Here is a 17,648-nt window from a genome sequence, read left to right as displayed (position 1 = left end):
GTCAGACCTTATCAACCATAACGAGCCGAATTTCTTTGCGAAAACGGGGGAACCATGTATTTTGGGGTGAATTTCGCATAAGCCGCTCCGGCGGCCGTCGCGAATAGGGTGCCTAACAACCCGAATCCGTCAGCTAACCTCGTAGGCTCCAGTCAGGAAACCAATCCGCGAAAACGGCACCTGGTCTTCCAGTGCCTTTTTTTGTTGTTCCCAAAAAGGCGGTTTTCTCCCTGGACCCGCACCGATTCGAGCTCGTTCAACCGCCGGAGGTGACCCCTTTGAAAAGCAACCGAACCAGAACGGTATTCGAACGGCTTACGCCGCCGCAAATTCTCGTTATCGGCTTCGCGGCGATCATTGTGCTCGGAGGCGTGCTGCTGTCGCTTCCGGTGTCGACTTCGAACGGCCAAGGCTTGCCGTTCGTCGACGCGCTGTTTACGGCCACGTCCGCGACCTGCGTAACGGGGCTTGTCGTCGTCGATACGGGCACTTATTTTTCCGTATTCGGGCAAATCGTCATCATGGCGCTCATCCAGGTCGGCGGACTCGGCTTCATGACGATGTCGACGCTGATCGCGCTCGTGCTGCGCAAACGCATTTCGCTGCGGGAACGGCTCATTTTGCAGGAAGCGCTCAATCAAGGATCGATGGAAGGGATCGTCCGGCTCATCCGCAAAGTGCTCGTCTACTCGCTGACGATCGAGCTCGTCGCGGCGCTGCTGCTGGCGATCCGCTGGTCGCTTGATTTTCCGGTCGGCGAAGCCGTATACCGCGGCTTGTTCCATGCGGTTTCGATGTTCAACAACGCCGGCTTCGACTTGTCCGGCGAATTTCGCAGCCTGATGCCGTACGCCGACGATGTATTGGTCAACGTCGTCGCGATGTCGCTGATCGTGCTGGGCGGGATCGGCTTCATCGTCATGTCCGACGCGATGGATTTCAGGAAGAAACGAAAGCTGTCGCTCCATTCGAAGGTCGTGCTCAGCATGACCGGCTTTCTGATCGTGTTCGGCGCCATCGTCATTTTCCTGTTCGAATATACGAATCCGCGCACGCTCGGCTCGTTGAACGGAACCGGCAAAGTGCTCGCCGCGTTTTTCCAATCGGTGACGCCGCGGACGGCGGGGGCGAATACCGTCGATATCGCCGGACTGCGGCAGGCGACGCAATTTTTCATCATCATCCTGATGTTTATCGGCGCATCTCCCGGCTCGACGGGCGGCGGGATCAAGACGACGACGTTTACGACGCTGATCGGGGCGATGGTCGCGATGATTCGCGGCAAGGAAGACATCGTGCTGTTTCATAACCGTCTTGCGAAAGACCGCATCTATAAAGCGATTACGCTTACGCTGTTCGCCATCTTTTTGGTCATCTTCGTGGCGATGCTGCTGTCCACGACGGAGGATCATCCCTTTTTGATGATCTTGTTCGAGACGACGTCGGCTTTCGGCACGGTCGGCCTGTCGATGGGACTGACGCCCGATTTGACGACCTTCGGCAAAATCATGATCATGCTTACGATGTTCGCGGGAAGGCTGGGGCCGGTAACGCTCGCCTACGCGCTGCAGCCGAAGCCGGATAAAGAGCTGTACAGACATCCGGAAGGCAAAATCATTATCGGATAGGAGCTGCGAATGCGATGAAAATGAAACAGTTTGCCGTCATCGGCTTGGGCCGGTTCGGCGCCAGTCTGGCGAGGGAGCTTGTCAATCAGGGTCTCGAGGTGCTCGGCATCGACCGCGACGAGGAAGCGGTGGACGAAATGGCCGATATTTTGACGCACGCGATCGTCGCCGATTCGACGGAGGAGGAGACGCTGCGCTCGATCGGCATCCGCAATTTCGACTGCGCGATCGTATCGATCGGCGACGACATCCAGGCGAGCATCATGACCGCCATTTTGCTCAAGGATCTCGGGGTGAAAACGGTCGTGGCGAAAGCGCTGACGGAGCTGCACGGCAAAGTGCTGGAACGGCTCGGCGTAGACCGGGTCATTTATCCCGAACGCGATATGGGCATCCGCGTGGCGCACCAGCTGGCCAATCCGAATTTGCTCGACTATATCGAGCTGTCGAAAGATTATACGATCGCCGAGCTGTCCGTACCCGGACGATTGAACGGCGTTTCGCTCAAGGAGCTCGATCCGCGGGCGAGATACGGCTGCAGCGTCGTCGCGATCAACAAGAAGAACGGCGTCATTATCGCTCCGGCCGCCACGGACGTCATCAACGAGCGCGACGTGATGGTCATCATCGGGACGAACAAGCAGATCGAATCGTTCGAGGAAGAGCTCGGGGAAGAAGCGTAGCGTCCGGCGAAAGGAGCGCCCGTCATGGAAAACGGCACCGAACTGGTCATCCATCACGTCCTGTTTTTGCTCGTCCTTATCTTCGGCCTCGGCATGGTGTCCGGCAAGCTGGCCTCCGTCCTGAAAATACCCGACGTCGCCCTGTTTCTCGTCGCGGGGATCGTCGTCGGGCAAGGGCTGCATCTCGTTACGGAAACGAGCGGCTCGTTCACGAACCAATTCATCCTGACCGTCGGCTCGGCGCTTATATTGTTCGACGGCGGCCGCAACATTAAGCTGACCGGGCTGAAAAAGGTGTGGGTGACGCTGACGATGCTGAGCGTCCCGGGCGTCCTGATCACGGCGGCGATCGTCGCCGCGGCCTCCCATTATGTGCTCGGCCTGCCGTGGCTGTACGCGCTGCTGCTCGGAGCGATCATCAGCTCGACGGATCCGGCGACGATCATCCCGGTGTTCCGCCAAGTCCGCATCCGGGAAAAGGTGCGCGAGACGGTGGAAAGCGAATCCGCGTTCAACGACGCGACCGGTTCGATTTTGACGTTCTCGGTCATGGCCGTCATTCTCGGCACGGAACGGGTGACGCTCGGGGGCGCGGCGGCGGACTTCGTCGTATCGGCGGCGGGAGGCATTCTGCTCGGACTGGCCGTCGGCTTTTTGCTCACCTATTTGGTGGCGCATTTCCGCCTCGGCATTTTGCGCGATTATACGACGATCGCGATGGTCGTTACGGCGCTCGGCGCCTATTTGCTCGGGGAGCAGCTGCAGGTGAGCGGATTTATGGCGACGTTTACGGCCGGTCTCATCTGGGGCAATTCCGGGACGTTCGGCCTGAAGATGGAGGACAAGCTGCGGGAAATGGATCATTTCTCGGATAACGTCACCGTCATTATGCGGATGCTCATTTTCATTTTGCTCGGGAGCCAGGTCGACTTCCGCGTCGTGTTCGCCTATTTGCTGCCCGGCCTTGCCGTGATCGCCGTCTTCATGTTCGTCGCCCGGCCGATTACGGTGTTCGTCTGCGCATGGCCGGACCGGAAGGCGAGCTGGCGGCGCAGCGAGCTGCTGTTCATGTGCTGGGTGCGCGAAACCGGCGTCATTCCGGCGGCGCTGTCCGGCATGATCGCAGGCGCGGGAATCGCCCATGCCGACGTCATATCGGCGGTCACGTTCATGGCGATATTGATGACGATCGTCGTGCAGGCGAGCACGACCGCCTATGCGGCCAAAAAGCTCGGCCTGGAAGTTTCCGACGGACATGCGGAGGGCCGAGCGACGTAAGGCCGGAGCCGGCGCTACAGCAATCCGGAGCCGCCGGGCGAATAATGCTCCTTCGCTTTGCGGATCCAGCCGCGCGTCGAGGCGTTCAGCGACGATTCGCGGCCGAACAGCAGCGACGTCGTCCGGGTCGTCTCCTGCAGCTCGGGAATGTTGCGCAGCACGAGACCGTTGTTGTCGAGCACGGACGGCCGCAAATACGATTTCGGCAGCAGCGTGGCGACGTTGCAGGTGGAGACGAGCCGGAGAATCGCCTCGAACGAATCGATTTCCATTTTCACGTCGGGGTAGACGGTGTACCGGTGAAACAGCTCGTCCATCAGGATGCGATACCACGTGCCTTTGGAAAACAAAATCATCGGCAGCTCGCGCAGCTCGCCGATTTCGATGCCCGGCTTGTCGACCCAGCGATGGTTCGCGGGAAGGACGAGGCACAAATGATCGTCGAACAGCGGAATGCAGGTCAAGTCGGGATTGTCGATTTTGGACGCCACCAGTCCGAGATCGACTTTATTTTCTTTGACGAGGCTGACGATTTCGTGCGTTTTCCCGGTAATCGCTTTAATGTCCGTCTCCGGAAAGTCCCGCGTATACAGCGCGATCAGGTCCGGCAGCGTCGATTGCAGCGTCGTCAGGCTCGCGCCGATCGTAATGCTTTTAAAGGAAGAATGATGCTCGGCGATGCGCTGCAGCAGCTTCCGTTCCATCTCGCGCATTTCGACGGCGTATTCGTAGGCGATTTGCCCGAGGCGGGTCAGCTCCAGCTTTTTGCCTTTGCGGTCGAACAGCAGGATGCCGAGCTCCTCCTCCAGCTGGGCGATTTTGCGGGACAGCGCCGGCTGCGAAATGTTGAGCGCCTGGGCGGCCCGGTTCAAGCTTCCGTGTTCGACGACGTCGGCAAATACGTCCATATTCGGCAGCATGCGTACCTCTTCCTTTCCGAGCGCTGCGAGATGAGCGCGTTGTCGTTACCTTATGCGTTTATTGTATAACGAATTATAAAAAAACGGCACTTCCATTATAAGGCCAATGGGAGTAACATGAAAGCTGTCAAGGGAGCAAAAATTCGAACATTGTTCACATTCCGGGTTTTAAACGAACCGTTCGATGGCAAACTAAGCGTGTATGCGCATTTTGTCCGAAACGTTCACAATTTGTTGACGCTTGTCAGACTCGGGAGTACAATGAGAGATGGTTTGCATTGCACACGTTGTCATATTTCTCTAGGGGGGACCTCGTTTCCATGACCGGTAATTCCTATTACTACCGAAAGCTTCATTCCTTGCTCGGAGTAATACCCGTCGGCTTTTTCCTGGTCGAGCATCTGATTACGAACTATGAAGCTTTCAACGGCGGACACCAGGCGTTCATCGATTCCGTCCGGTGGTTGAACAGTTTGCCGCTCATCTTCTTTTTGGAGCTGTTCGGCATTTGGCTGCCGATTTTGTATCACGGCGTCTATGGGCTGTACGTGGCGTTCCAATCGAACAGCAACGTGGGCCGGTACGGTTATTTCCGCAACCTGATGTTTACGCTGCAGCGGGTGACGGGCGTCATTACGCTTATTTTCATTGCCTGGCACTTTTTCACGACCCGCTTCCAAGTGACGCTCGGCAACCAAACGCACGATTCGCTCGGCGTGCTGATGCACGAAGTTTTCACGAACCCCGTTTATTTCACGATGTATTTGATCGGCGTTTTGGCGGCGACGTTCCACTTTTCGAACGGCATGTGGTCGTTCCTGGTCAGCTGGGGCATTACGATCGGCCCTCGCGCGCAGCGCGTGTCGAGCGTCATCTGGATGGGCGTATTCGTGGTCATGTCCATCATGTTCATCTTGTCGATGGTCGCTTTCACCGACGCTTCGTTCCAGGATACGTCCGTGCTGGATGCGGCCGGCAAACATTAAGGGGGACTGAACTGCAATGGCAAATTCCAAAATTATCGTCGTCGGCGGCGGTCTTGCCGGGCTGATGGCTACGATCAAAGCGGCCGAAGCCGGCGTTCACGTCGACCTGTTCTCGCTCGTTCCGGTTAAACGTTCTCACTCCGTTTGCGCCCAAGGGGGCATCAACGGAGCGGTCAATACGAAAGGCGAAGGCGACTCTCCGTGGGAGCACTTCGACGATACGGTTTACGGCGGCGACTTCCTCGCCAACCAGCCGCCCGTCAAGGCGATGTGCGAAGCGGCGCCCGGCATCATTCACCTGATGGACCGGATGGGCGTCATGTTCAGCCGTACGCCCGAAGGCTTGCTCGACTTCCGCCGGTTCGGCGGCACGCAGTATCACCGCACCGCGTTCGCGGGCGCGACGACCGGCCAGCAGCTGCTGTACGCGCTCGACGAGCAAGTGCGCCGCCGGGAAACGGAAGGGCTCGTGACGAAGTACGAGCATTGGGAGTTCACGTCGGTCGTCATCGACGACGACGGCGTCTGCCGCGGCGTCTGCGCGCAAAACCTGCGCAGCATGGAAATTCAAACGTTCCGCGCGGATGCGGTCATTCTCGCGACCGGGGGCCCCGGCATCATTTTCGGCAAAACGACGAACTCGGTCATCAACACCGGTACGGCGGCGAGCGCGGTATACCAGCAAGGCGTCCATTACGCGAACGGCGAATTCATTCAAATTCACCCGACGGCGATCCCGGGAGACGACAAGCTGCGCCTCATGTCCGAATCGGCGCGAGGCGAAGGCGGCCGCATCTGGACGTACAAAGACGGCAAGCCGTGGTACTTCCTCGAAGAAAAATATCCGGCGTACGGAAACCTCGTGCCGCGCGATATCGCGACCCGGGAAATTTTCCACGTCTGCGTCGACATGAAGCTCGGCGTGGGCGGCGAGAACATGGTGTATCTCGACCTGTCCCATAAAGATCCGAAGGAGCTCGACGTCAAGCTCGGCGGCATTATCGAAATTTACGAGAAGTTCATGGGCGACGACCCGCGGAAAATTCCGATGAAAATTTTCCCGGCCGTTCACTACTCGATGGGCGGCATGTGGGTCGACTACAACCAAATGACGAACATTCCGGGCCTGTTCGCCGCCGGCGAATGCGAATACCAATATCACGGCGCGAACCGACTCGGCGCGAACTCGCTCTTGTCGGCCATTTTCGGCGGCATGGTCGCCGGTCCGAAGGCGATCGAATATATCAAGGGTCTCAAGAAGTCCGCGGAAGACGTGTCGAGCGCCGTCTTCGACCGCGAAACGAAGCGCAATGTCGACAAATACGAAAGCCTGCTCAAAATGGACGGCACCGAAAACGCCTACGTGCTGCATAAAGAACTGGGCGAGTGGATGACGAACAATATGACGGTCGTTCGCACGAACGCCAAGCTGCAGGAAACGATCAACAAAATCAAGGAACTGAAAGCCCGTTATCAAAAAATCAACATGACCGACACCGCGCGCTGGAACAACCAAGGCGTCGCCTTCACCCGTCAGCTGTGGAACATGCTGGAGCTGTCCGAAGCGATGACGCTCGGCGCCCTCATGCGCGATGAAAGCCGCGGCGCGCATTACAAGCCGGAGTTCCCGGAGCGTAACGACGAGAAGTTCATGAAGACGACGCTCGCCAAATGGACCCCGGACGGACCGCAAATTTCGTACGAGGACGTCGACGTTTCGCTGATCGAGCCGCGCAAGCGCGACTACACGACGAGCAAGAAGACGGGAGGTCACTGATTCAATGGCTGAGACGAAAACCATCAAGCTGATAGTCACTCGTCAGGACGGCCCGGATTCGCAGCCGTATACGGAAGAATTCGAAATTCCGTACCGTCCGAACATGAACGTCATTAGCGCGCTCATGGAAATTCAACGCAATCCGAAAACGGCCAAGGGCGACAAAACGACCCCGGTATGCTGGGAGTCGAACTGTCTCGAGGAAGTATGCGGCGCCTGCTCGATGGTCATCAACGGCAAGCCGCGCCAAGCGTGCTCGGCGCTGATCGACCAGCTGGAGCAGCCGATTCGCGTCGCGCCGATGCGGACGTTCCCGGTCGTGCGCGACCTGGTCATCAACCGCGAACGCATGTTCAACGCGCTGAAGCGGGTCAAGGCGTGGATTCCGATCGACGGCACGTACGATCTCGGCCCGGGTCCGCGGCTCGCGGAATCGAAGCGGCAATGGGCGTACGAGCTGTCGAAGTGCATGACGTGCGGCGTCTGCCTCGAAGCGTGCCCGAACGTCAACGACCGTTCCAGCTTCATCGGTCCGGCGGCGATTTCGCAAGCGCGCCTGTTCAATACGCACCCGACGGGCGAAATGAACAAGCACGAGCGTCTCGAGGCGCTCATGGAAGACGGCGGCATCGAGGGCTGCGGCAACTCGCAAAACTGCGTCCGCTCGTGTCCGAAGGGCATCCCGCTGACGACGTCGATCGCGGCGATCAATGCGGAAACGACGAAGCACTTGTTCAAAAAATGGCTCAGCATGTAAGCCGAACAAATCAGGGAGAACGCTGCGGCGTTCTCTTTTTGTCGTTACAGACCGTTTAACGTCGCTAAAGCATCGGAGCGAAGGGAGGCCGGGCTGGGCCGGATCGATGGCTAACGAACTTTACGAGGCTTATAGGCGGAAAAACGATCGTTTTTCAACGCTAACGAATCGGTGCATCGTTATCGAGCCGAAAAGCGAAGAAAACGATCCGATTTGCCGGCAATAGCGATATGGGGGTTCGTTACAAATTCAAACATCCGCTTTCGGGCCCGATAACGATCGCTCGGTCCGTTAGCCGTTAGGGCTCTATGATCGAATCAAGACAACGCGAATATACCGGCGGCTGAGCGGGGGGCGAGCATGGGGCGGCGGCGGCGGGACGGCCCAGGTGAGTGTCTAACGGACATGGCGGCCGCTAAGAAGCCTCATTTCGGCTTATTTTGTTTCTAACGGACACAGGCGCACCTATTTGGCGAAAAATCCCCTCTTGGACGGCGATTCGGAGCAAATAAGTGCTATGGTGTCCGTTACGATTGGAAAACGGCCGATTTTCGCGAATTAAGCGCCGTGGCGTCCGTTACGTTCCGGAAGCCGTTAATCTCGTAGTATTCGGACGAAAAAAAGAGCGTTACGTCTCCGGTGTATCCCGATTTTGCAGGTACTAAAAGGATCGGTTTGCACAGAACCGTCAGTTCCGACGGTTTATATCGGGTTCAACGGAAAAGAGGCCGGCGCCGGCCTCTTCCGCATGACGTGCTTCCGCTTGTTGCTTCCCATCCTACTTGCCCTTGGCCGCTTCCTCCGCCCACGCTTTATCCAGCGCCGCCTGCCCGTCCGTCTGAATCGAGCGTACCGCTTCCTCGATCGTTTTGCGGCCTTTGACCGCTTCGTCGATTTCGCGGATGACGAGCGATTCGAACGTCTGGTAAAACGTAGGGGGCATCACCGTGTACGAGCCTTGGTCCTGCTTTTTCGCTTTCAGCATATAGAACGGCTCGAGACTGCGGCCGTCTTTCGTTTTCGCGAAGGCGGTCCGGGTCGACAGCACGTCGCTCGTTTTTTGGCTGACTTTGGCCGCTTCTTCGCCGTTGAAATAGCGTACGACTTTCCACGCCGTTTCCGCATGCTCCGCATTCGCCGCTATGGCGTAGATCGGAGCGACGTTGAAATATCGCGTATATTCGGGATTGGCCGGGTCGACCGGAACGGTGACGACGTCCCAGTTCAGCGCGGCTTCGCCCCATTGCTTCATCCGGAACATTTGTTCGGTGCCGCTGATCATCATCGCCGCTTTCCCGGAGCTGAACAAATCCATCTGCTTCGTTTCCTCCGGCCCGTAATTGACCCGTTTGCCGTCCTTGTAATAGTAGTACAGGTTGCCGCTTTTGAAGCCGTCCAGCACTTGCCGGAACGCTTTGTTCCACAGGTCGGATTCGAGCGTCATCCGCTTGCCGTCGGGACTGATGAAATCGGCGCCTTCGGTATTGGCGATATCGTAGACGAAATCGAACGGAGTCGAATATTTTTTATGAATGCCGTAAATCCGTTTTTCCGGATCGGGATCGACCGGGAAACGGCGGGCGAGCCGCATCGTGTCGTCCCACGACATTTTGTTCGTCGGATACGGCACGCCGTATTTGTCGAACAAATCTTTGTTGAAATACAGCGCGGAGCTCGTCAGCTCCGGAGCGAGTCCGTACAGCTTTCCTTCGTCGTTTTCCCTCAGCTGCGCGATGGCGGCCGGGGTGAAGCCGTCCAATTCGAACTTCGACTTCCGGACGAACGGCTCCAGGTCGAGAAGCAGCCCTTCGTTCGCCCATTGCCGGTATTGCTCCGTCGAATAGGTGATCACCAGGTCCGGTTTTTGCTCGCGAATGAGCTTCTCGTATTCCTCGTAATAATTTTTGCCGGGCCCGAACAGCCCCGAGGTCGGGATGATCTCGACCTCTACGTCCGGAAATTTGACGGCGAAGTAGTTGCCGTACGTATGCTGGAACGACTGCTCGTCGCCAAACGGAATGCGCAGCACTTCCTTCTCCGGCTTGTCCGCGGCTTTGCCGCAGGCGGACAGGGCTACCGGAAAAGCGAGCAGGGCGGTCAGGGCGCCGCGGGCGAGCCGGGACTGCGGTATGCGATTATGCTTCATTTTTCGTTCGGCCTCCATCCCGATCACGGTTTTCTCGCGGCTTTCGCTTGATCGAGCGCCTGCTGTCCGCTTTGCTGGATCGATTCGATCGCGGCGTCGATCGTTTTCGTCCCCGCCGCGGCGGCTTTGATTTCTTTGCTTACGAGCTCGTTTAACGTCTGGTACAGCGTCCCGGTCATATTCGGGCTCATTCCCGGCGCGCCGTCCGCATCGGGCTTCAGAAGGGCGAACGCTTCGCTGCGGTACGGCGACGCCGCATTTGCGGCCGGCTTCAGCGTGCTCATGCCCATCCGGCTGCCCATCTTTCTCGCGATCGGCTCGCTGTGGATCAGCTTGATCAGCTCCCAGGCGTCTCTCGCGTTCGGCGATTCGACGGGAATGGCGTAGATGCCGTCGAACCGGATCGAGGACGAAACGTTCGGGTTGGCCGGATCGACCGGCTCCGTCACGATATCCCAGGCGAACCCGGCGAGATTGTACCGCTTTTTGGCCTCCAGCAAATCTTCGGCGAGGCTTTGGGTCGAGACCATCATCGCCGCGTTGCCGGTCAAAAACGGATTCCGCTTGTAAAAGTCGATGCCGGATATGCTGCCCGTCCGAGGCTTCGCTTCGTACAGCCAGCCTTTCCTCATCCCGTCGGCGACGAACTCCCATATGGCGCGCCACGCCGGCGTGTTCGCCGTCATTTTCGAAGCGTCCGCGTCCGTAATGTCGAGCCTCGCCGTGCGCGCCGCGGCGGTTGCCGCTCCGTAAGGGGAGGCGAGGTCCGGGACGAGACCGTATATTCGGTTATCGCCTTCGGCGGGGAACCGCTGCGCCAGACGGAACACGTCCGTCCAGCTCATTTTGTCGGTCGGGTACGCGATTCCGTATTTGTCGAAAATCGTTTTGTTGTAATACAGCGCATTGGCCGTAAACGTAGGCGTCAGTCCGTACAGCGTACCGCCTCCGGCCTCGCGGATCGTTTCGACGATCCCGTCGCGAAACGCGTTCAAGCCGTACTTGTCTTTGGCGACGTACGAATCGAGCGGCAGCAGCTTCCCTTCCGCCGCCAGCTTGCGGTAGACGTCCGATGTCAAGTAGACGAGATCGGGCTTGTCTCTCGCGATCATCTCCTCGTATTGGACGGCCCGATCCTTCTGCGGGTCGTAAGGCGGCGAGTTGATCGTTTCCACATCCATGTTCGGATGCTGAATAATGAACGCGTCTCCGTAATAGCTCATGAACGACATGCCGTCGAACCACTGCACTTTGATGCTGCGCTCCGACTTGTCGTCGAAGGGAGCCAGCTCCGCGTCTTTCATGAAAAAGCTCAAGATCGGCTCCCGCTGGATGAATACAATCGTCGAGGCGATGAGCAGGGCGGCCGCGGCGACCCATGCTTTGCCTTTGCTTCGTTTCGTATGAGCTCCCATGGCGACTCGTTCCTCCACGCGCTGCTTCAATTTGACCGGCACGCCTTTCGGATTCAAAGGAAAATGCCGGAGCTCCTTTTCCCATTCGGTATATTTCCTCATCGTATGCAATCGCCTCCCCCGCTGTCCGACGTCGCTAATCGGTTAACTGCTCCTTCAAAATAACAGGCACTTTCGCTCTGGCCCGATGCAGCCGGGACTTGACGGTGCCCGGCGAAATGTTCAGCATGGAGGCGATTTCGGGAATGGATAGCTGGTGGTGGGCGTACAAGAGCAGCACTTCGCGCAGCTTCTCGGGCAAATCCATAACGGCTTTCCAAATGTCGCCGTTGACCATCCGGCTCAGCACTTCTTTCTCCGTCGAGGAAGCCGTTTCCGATCTTCGCACCGACGCCATCAGGAGCACCCGGCGGGCCCATGCCGACTTGCGGTGATCCTTGGCGACGTTGCGCGTAATCGCGAGCAGCCACGTCTTGACGCTCGATTCCCCGCGGAACGAAAGCATGCTGCGGTACACCTTCAGGAAAACGTCCTGGAAAATGTCGTCCGCCTGATCGAAACGGCTCGTCAGGAAAAACGCATAGTTCCATACGTCGTTGCCGTAGCGGTCCATCAGATCGCTCAGGATGATGTTTTTGTCCGTGCTTTCGCAGAGCGCGCTCAAATAATCCAAACCCACTTTTCGTTCACCTCGATCATTGGACGAGCCCTCGCGCGAAACGGTTCCCTAAATGGTTCGCAAGACTCCGAACAGGCATTATCAAAATAATAACAGCGAAAAACCGGGATGTCCCGGTTTTTCGCCGTTTGCTTTTACAAACCCGTTACTTTTTCGCCCCGTCCGCCTCGAAATAAACGATTTCGCATAACCGGATATGCTGCATTTTTCCGTGGGATACGAGGGCGATATGATCGACGAATACGTCGTTCAGCGTGCCTTCCAGCTTCCCGACCGTCGTGACGACGCAAATCGGCTGCCCTTTGTGCGCGAGCAAATGCTCGGTAAATTTGGGCTCGACGGCCGTCGTGTACATGACGTTTTTCGGAATAACCGGGACTTCTTTTCTCGGCTCTTCTTCACTCCGGTAATATTGCCGGTTCGGGATCGGCGCATAAACTTGCGAAGCGTAGTTGTAATACATCGGCCTATTCATGAATGACAGCTCCTCAGTCGTATTGGGCAAAACACTTCTACACCATATGACGAACACCCAGTAGTTGGTTACTGAAATTTTTATCCCTGTGCGAAACGGCGTCCATGAATCCGCAGCAAAGCCTTGGTGCGCGGGTGCGTTTATGTTATAGTTCTGTAAGTATCGAGACAGGGCTCGCAGCCGGGGAGGAACGAAATGCCCGTGGGGAAGAGGCTTCAAAAATGGAATGCGGTCTATGTCATGCAGCTGGCGACGATATTCGCGGGCTTCGTCGTTTTCGGTCTGTCGGAAAACGCGAAAGGACCGGCGATCCCGCGCATTCAGTTCGATTTCATGCTGAACGAATCGCAGCTCGGCACGCTGCTGTCGCTCAATGCGCTGGGTTATTTGCTGGCTTGCTCGTTCACCGGGTTTCTGACCCGGATCTGGGGGATCAAAATCGTAACGGTCGCCGCTTTCGGAACGATGGCGGCTTCGGGCATCCTGATTTACTTGTTTCACGGCTATCCGATGTTCGCCTCCTCCTATTTCCTCATGTACATCGGGAACGGAATGCTGGAAATCGCGCTTGCCGTCCTGGGGGCGCGCATTTTCACGACGAATACGGGAACGATGATGAATTTGTCTCACGGCTTCTATGGACTCAGCTCCACCGTCGCCCCTTTGCTGGCCACGGGTCTCATGTCGGCGACCGTATTCGGCGTTACGCTCGATTGGCGCGGCATGTACCTCGTCATGCTTTTGCTGTCCGTCGTTCCGATCGTATTCGCTCTGTGCGGCTCGTTCCCGGGCGACGAGCTTCCGCACGAGGATCGAATCCCGCTGAGCTTGCTGCTGCGGGACCCGGTGCTCTGGTTGATGGTGCTGATTTTGACGTTCGGCGTCGTATCCGAGCTGGCCGTCGGCGGCTGGCTCGTCAACTTCCTGGAAAAAGCGTACGGCTGGGACGCCGTTGCGGCTTCCGGCATGCTGTCCGCCTTTTTCCTCTGTTTTGCGCTCGCCAGACTCGTGCTCGGACCGGTCACGGATCGAATCGGCTTCAATTTGTCGCTGATCGTGTTCTCGGGATTTTCCGCGATCTGCACGTTTGCCGCGATCGGGGGAGGGGAGAGGCTGGCGTTTCTGTTCGCCGCGGCGGGGATCGGCATCGCGATGATTTACCCGACCGTCATGGCCTTTATTGCCAAGCGGTATCCGAACGGCAGCGATACGGCCATTACGTTTACGGTAACGCTGATGGGACTCGGCAGCGTCATCGGCAACTACGCGATCGGATTCATCATCGAATTCGTCAAAAACGGATACGGGGCCGGCACGCCTGCCGGTTTGCTTCGCGGACTCCAGGCGGGCTACGGCTTCATCGGCGCGTGCGCCGCCTTATGCGCCGTGTTCGGCTGCATCCTGTATCGCGTGTTGAAAAAGCGCAAAGAGCTGATTTAGCGGAGCGATGCCGGCGGATCGCCGGCGAACGTCCGCCGCGAACGCGAAAAGCCCCGAACGAATCGGGGCTCCCAAAACGGCGCGGGCCTGCCGTCATTTTTTCGCTTTCTCGGTCGCGATATGCTGCTTGATTTGCTCCTCCGCGTCCCGCAGGGCGGTATTGAGGTCCTTCGTATTTTTCATCACGTTGGCGTATTCGGCGTTCAGCAGGCTGAGTCCTTTGGAATAGTAGAGCGAGTTCGGCGGCGCGAGCTCGGTTTTGCTTTTGAGCACGCCTTCGATATGTTTGCCTTTCAGCTCGGGCAATTCCTGGCCGAACGCCTGTTTGAATTTCGGATCTTTCATGACCGGAAATTTCGCCGATTTTTTCGACATCGTCATCTGCACTTCTTCGGAGAACAGCACCTCGAGGACGCGCATCTGGTCGTCCCGGTGTTTGCTGGCGACCATCGGAATCATGCAGTGGAGGTCGTACATGCCGTAAACGTTCGGCTTGTCGCTGTAGCTCGGAAACTGGGCGACGTCCCAGTTCAAGCCGGTCACTTGGCGGAAGCGCAAATACAGGTTGATCGTCGGGATCATCGCCACGTTGCGGTCCTTCATGAACCGGTCGATCGGGGAGCCGCCGATGTAGTCGTTGCCCGGAATCGAATAAATTTGTTTGGCGATGTCGATCGCCCGTTTGTACGGCTCGCTGTTTACCATCACTTTATCCGTTTTGGCGTCGATGATGTTGAGCTGCAGCGGGAACAGCAGCCGGTTGATATCGTCGATTTCGATGCCGCGGTATTGCGTCTGGTTGTCCATGCGCGTCACTTTTTTCGCGAGGTCGATCGTTTCCTCCCACGTCATGCCGTCCTTCGGATAAGCGACGCCGAACTTGTCGAAAATGTCCTTGTTGTAATAAAGCGCGTTGAGGTTGTTGGCGTACGGGAGCGCGTACAGCTCGCCTTTGTCCGAGTTCGCGACGATCGTGTCCAGCGCGCCCTGCTCGAACCGGCTCAGGTCGAAGTTGTACTGCTTGGAGAGCGGGAGGAGGTCGACGTAAACGCCCAGCTCCTTGTAGGCGGTGAGCCGCCCGTGGTACGTGACGAGGAAGTCGATCGCCTCCCCTTTGGCGAGCAATTCCGGCAAATCTTCGGTCGTTTTGTCCATCGTGACGGTGAGGTGCGGGTATTTCTTTTTGACGGGCTCGGCGATCAATTCGTTGAAATCCTGCTCCGTAAAATACCCGCCCAGTTGATGGACGCGCAGCGTAACGGGTTCGAGCGGTTTTTCCGTCTTGGGAGCGACTCCGGCTTCCTGACTTTTCGAGCATCCGGTGAAAGCGATTACAAAGGTGAAAAGAATGGGCGCCAACAAGCTTCTTTTCATCAAGCATCCTCCGTTCGAATGGGTGTTCTCTTTACCGCCGAACTTTCGGTTTGCATGAAGCCCGCCATTTATGTACCGACTGGCAATAAATGACTTCATTATAGCTGCGTTTCGCCCGTTGTAACAATGTTTCTTATCGCCCTCTTTTGCTCGAAAAATAAAATCGATCTTAGTCGATCACAACCGATCTTTCGATTTCATTCATTTTTGCCATTTTGCGTAAAAAAAAAGCGGCCCGCCGCCGGATGAGCTCCGGAAGCGGCTGCCGCCGACCGATGGCCGTACCTTCGCAGCCCTGCGGGCGGACGGGCCGTCATACGTTCAACGAAAGCCGTTCCCGCGCTTTTTCCTCCTCTTCCTTGTGCCGCAAAAACTGTTTGCCGTACTCGCCGTGCGGATGAATGGTGGCATGCTCCATCTGAATCGTCGAATGGGTGATGCCGTATTTGTTCTCCAGCGTCTCGTTGATCGCGAGGATAATGCAGAACGGCTGAATGTGCTCGTTAATGAACACGTGCGCGGTCAGCGAATAATGGTCCGTCGAAACGGCCCACAAATGCATTTCGTGCACGTCCTCGACCCCTTCGACCTCGGCGATCGATTTGCGGATATCGTCCAGATCGAACTTTTCCGGCACCGACTCCATCAGGATCAAATACGACTCTTTGACGATTTTCGAGCCGCCGGTAAAAATGATGCCGCCGATAACGACGCTGATGAGCGGATCGACCCAGCCCCAATCGGTAAAATAAATGATGATCGCGGACGCGATGACGCCGATCGAGCTGAGCAGGTCGCCGATAAAATGCCACAATGCGCTTTTGACGTTCAAATTTTCCTCTTCCTTCATGCTGCGGCTGAGCACGAACGTCAGCACGAGGTTGACCGTGAAGCCGATGGAAGCGATCGTCAGCATCAGGCTCAGATCGATTTCCTGCGGATTGAGGGCGCGCTTCACGCCTTCGTAAAAAATGCCGAGCGCGATGATGCAGAGCGCGAATCCGTTCAGAAACGAGGCGACGATTTCGAAGCGCAAGTAGCCGAACGTATATTTCGCATTCGGCTGGCGCGAAGCCAAATAAATCGCCGTCATGCTCAGTCCGAGCGCGATGACGTCGGACACCATGTGGGCCGAGTCGGACAGCAGGGCGAGCGAGTTGGAGGCGATGCCCCCGATAATCTCGACGACCGTGAAGAAGGCGGTCAGGAGCAGCGTAATCCAGAGCGCCCGTTTGGACGTAGCTTGTTCTTTGACATGGCGTAAATGATGATAATCGTACATGGAGGTCACCCGCTTTCCCGAAAACGACAGGACATGTCGAGCTTTCGAAATTTGCAATATTCAGGGATGAAACAAAGTTAAGTTCATCCGTGTCTTTCATTATACACCTCAGTTCATTGAAATCAATACTTATTTAAAATTATTATAAATAAGAGAGAATGGTTATCGTTATCAATGGCGGGCGAGAGGGAAAGCGGATAAAAGAAACGACGATTTTTAACGATATCGATAGCTATTGTCAGATACGGGGAGCAATCGTCATTATTTTTCAAAAGAAAGCGATCACAGCTTTAAAAACGCCTGAATTTTTGTTAAAATGGAATCAGACTACGAAGAAGGGAGGGATGTTGCCATGATCTTGCGCCCCGTCGTCCGCTTGATCGGACTGCTGTCCGTCGCGTTCGCCCTTCTATGGTCGTTTCTGATCCCTACCGCCGAACGGGTCGTGACGCCCGTTTCCCAATCGATCCCCGCCGTATCCGCGCCCTCGTCGATCCATTCGCCGCTCGGAGCTCCCGCGCAGATCGTGCAGAAGCTGCGCGTGCTGCTGCCGCTTGTCGTTATCTTCTGCCCGTTCGGCGTTATGCCCGGAAGCGAGCCGGTTCGCGCCCGCTTGAAGCGATTCGCCCCGCCCATATCGCTGCTTCGCAAGCAGCTTCTTTTGCGACCCCTCAAGTTCACTTCGATTTATGTCCATCCCTGATGTTCGGCTCTGCCTTTTTTTCGCATGAAACGTTGTTGAAAGGAAAAAGATAACAGCGTACGATAGCTAGGCTGCGTAGGGCAACGGGTATTTTCGGCATGCCCG

Annotated in this window: 15 protein-coding genes and 1 riboswitch; of the genes, 8 read left to right on the top strand and 7 right to left on the bottom strand. The window is 56.9% G+C overall.

Going from position 1 to position 17,648, the window contains the following annotated elements; all coding sequences use genetic code 11:
• Positions 1-13: 13 nt before the first annotated feature.
• A riboswitch (cyclic di-AMP (ydaO/yuaA leader) is annotated at positions 14-163 on the top strand.
• Between the two features lie 115 nt (positions 164-278).
• From PV407_RS28335 to PV407_RS28325, 3 genes are read left to right on the top strand one after another with little or no spacing between them, the layout of a single operon-like run.
• Positions 279-1,628, top strand: coding sequence for a TrkH family potassium uptake protein (locus tag PV407_RS28335; RefSeq protein ID WP_332093363.1), 1,350 nt, complete (start codon positions 279-281; stop codon positions 1,626-1,628).
• Positions 1,629-1,642: 14 nt separating this feature from the next.
• The gene (locus tag PV407_RS28330; protein WP_332093362.1) at positions 1,643-2,311 is read left to right on the top strand and encodes a potassium channel family protein; all 669 of its coding nucleotides are present in this window, start codon (positions 1,643-1,645) and stop codon (positions 2,309-2,311) included.
• 24 nt (positions 2,312-2,335) lie between these two features.
• Positions 2,336-3,589 (top strand): cation:proton antiporter, encoded by a 1,254-nt coding sequence (locus PV407_RS28325; protein WP_332093361.1) that lies wholly within the window; start codon positions 2,336-2,338, stop codon positions 3,587-3,589.
• 14 nt (positions 3,590-3,603) lie between these two features.
• Here PV407_RS28325 and PV407_RS28320 read toward each other — a convergent pair whose 3' ends face one another.
• Complete coding sequence (locus PV407_RS28320) at positions 3,604-4,509, bottom strand: LysR substrate-binding domain-containing protein (RefSeq protein ID WP_442951720.1); 906 nt, start codon at positions 4,507-4,509, stop codon at positions 3,604-3,606.
• A 320-nt stretch (positions 4,510-4,829) separates the two neighbouring features.
• Here PV407_RS28320 and PV407_RS28315 point away from each other — a divergent pair, with 320 nt between their 5' ends.
• From PV407_RS28315 to sdhB, 3 genes are read left to right on the top strand one after another with little or no spacing between them, the layout of a single operon-like run.
• On the top strand, positions 4,830-5,495 hold the full coding sequence (locus PV407_RS28315) for a succinate dehydrogenase cytochrome b558 subunit (RefSeq protein ID WP_332093360.1): 666 nt from the start codon (positions 4,830-4,832) through the stop codon (positions 5,493-5,495).
• 16 nt (positions 5,496-5,511) lie between these two features.
• A complete protein-coding gene (gene sdhA, locus PV407_RS28310; RefSeq protein ID WP_332093359.1) occupies positions 5,512-7,272 on the top strand; it encodes a succinate dehydrogenase flavoprotein subunit in 1,761 nt (586 codons plus the stop codon).
• Between the two features lie 4 nt (positions 7,273-7,276).
• Positions 7,277-8,029 (top strand): succinate dehydrogenase iron-sulfur subunit, encoded by a 753-nt coding sequence (sdhB, locus tag PV407_RS28305; RefSeq protein WP_332093358.1) that lies wholly within the window; start codon positions 7,277-7,279, stop codon positions 8,027-8,029.
• Between the two features lie 778 nt (positions 8,030-8,807).
• Here sdhB and PV407_RS28300 read toward each other — a convergent pair.
• From PV407_RS28300 to PV407_RS28285, 4 genes are all read right to left on the bottom strand, one after another.
• Positions 8,808-10,175 carry an ABC transporter substrate-binding protein gene (locus tag PV407_RS28300; protein ID WP_332093357.1) on the bottom strand — a complete coding sequence of 456 codons (1,368 nt, stop codon included), beginning with the start codon at positions 10,173-10,175 and terminating at the stop codon, positions 8,808-8,810.
• A gap of 23 nt (positions 10,176-10,198) precedes the next feature.
• Entirely contained in the window at positions 10,199-11,692 is a 1,494-nt protein-coding gene (locus PV407_RS28295) for an extracellular solute-binding protein (protein ID WP_332093356.1), read from the bottom strand.
• 34 nt (positions 11,693-11,726) lie between these two features.
• Complete coding sequence (locus PV407_RS28290; protein ID WP_332093355.1) at positions 11,727-12,269, bottom strand: RNA polymerase sigma factor; 543 nt, start codon at positions 12,267-12,269, stop codon at positions 11,727-11,729.
• A 145-nt stretch (positions 12,270-12,414) separates the two neighbouring features.
• Complete coding sequence (locus PV407_RS28285) at positions 12,415-12,744, bottom strand: DUF2642 domain-containing protein (RefSeq protein ID WP_332093354.1); 330 nt, start codon at positions 12,742-12,744, stop codon at positions 12,415-12,417.
• Between the two features lie 240 nt (positions 12,745-12,984).
• Between PV407_RS28285 and PV407_RS28280 the strand changes: the two genes are divergently transcribed.
• Positions 12,985-14,184, top strand: a complete 1,200-nt coding sequence (locus PV407_RS28280; protein WP_332093447.1) for an MFS transporter — start codon at positions 12,985-12,987, stop codon at positions 14,182-14,184.
• 93 nt (positions 14,185-14,277) lie between these two features.
• Here PV407_RS28280 and PV407_RS28275 read toward each other — a convergent pair whose 3' ends face one another.
• Positions 14,278-15,558, bottom strand: a complete 1,281-nt coding sequence (locus tag PV407_RS28275; RefSeq protein ID WP_332093353.1) for an ABC transporter substrate-binding protein — start codon at positions 15,556-15,558, stop codon at positions 14,278-14,280.
• 313 nt (positions 15,559-15,871) lie between these two features.
• Positions 15,872-16,840, bottom strand: a complete 969-nt coding sequence (locus tag PV407_RS28270) for a cation diffusion facilitator family transporter (RefSeq protein ID WP_332093352.1) — start codon at positions 16,838-16,840, stop codon at positions 15,872-15,874.
• A gap of 352 nt (positions 16,841-17,192) precedes the next feature.
• Between PV407_RS28270 and PV407_RS28265 the strand changes: the two genes are divergently transcribed.
• On the top strand, positions 17,193-17,543 hold the full coding sequence (locus PV407_RS28265) for a hypothetical protein (RefSeq protein ID WP_332093351.1): 351 nt from the start codon (positions 17,193-17,195) through the stop codon (positions 17,541-17,543).
• Positions 17,544-17,648 lie beyond the last annotated feature (105 nt).

It is taken from the genome of Paenibacillus sp. GYB003 (genome assembly GCF_036577625.1).
In the GTDB taxonomy this organism is placed as follows: domain Bacteria; phylum Bacillota; class Bacilli; order Paenibacillales; family NBRC-103111; genus Paenibacillus_AB.
This window is presented reverse-complemented; position numbering and strand designations above follow the sequence as displayed.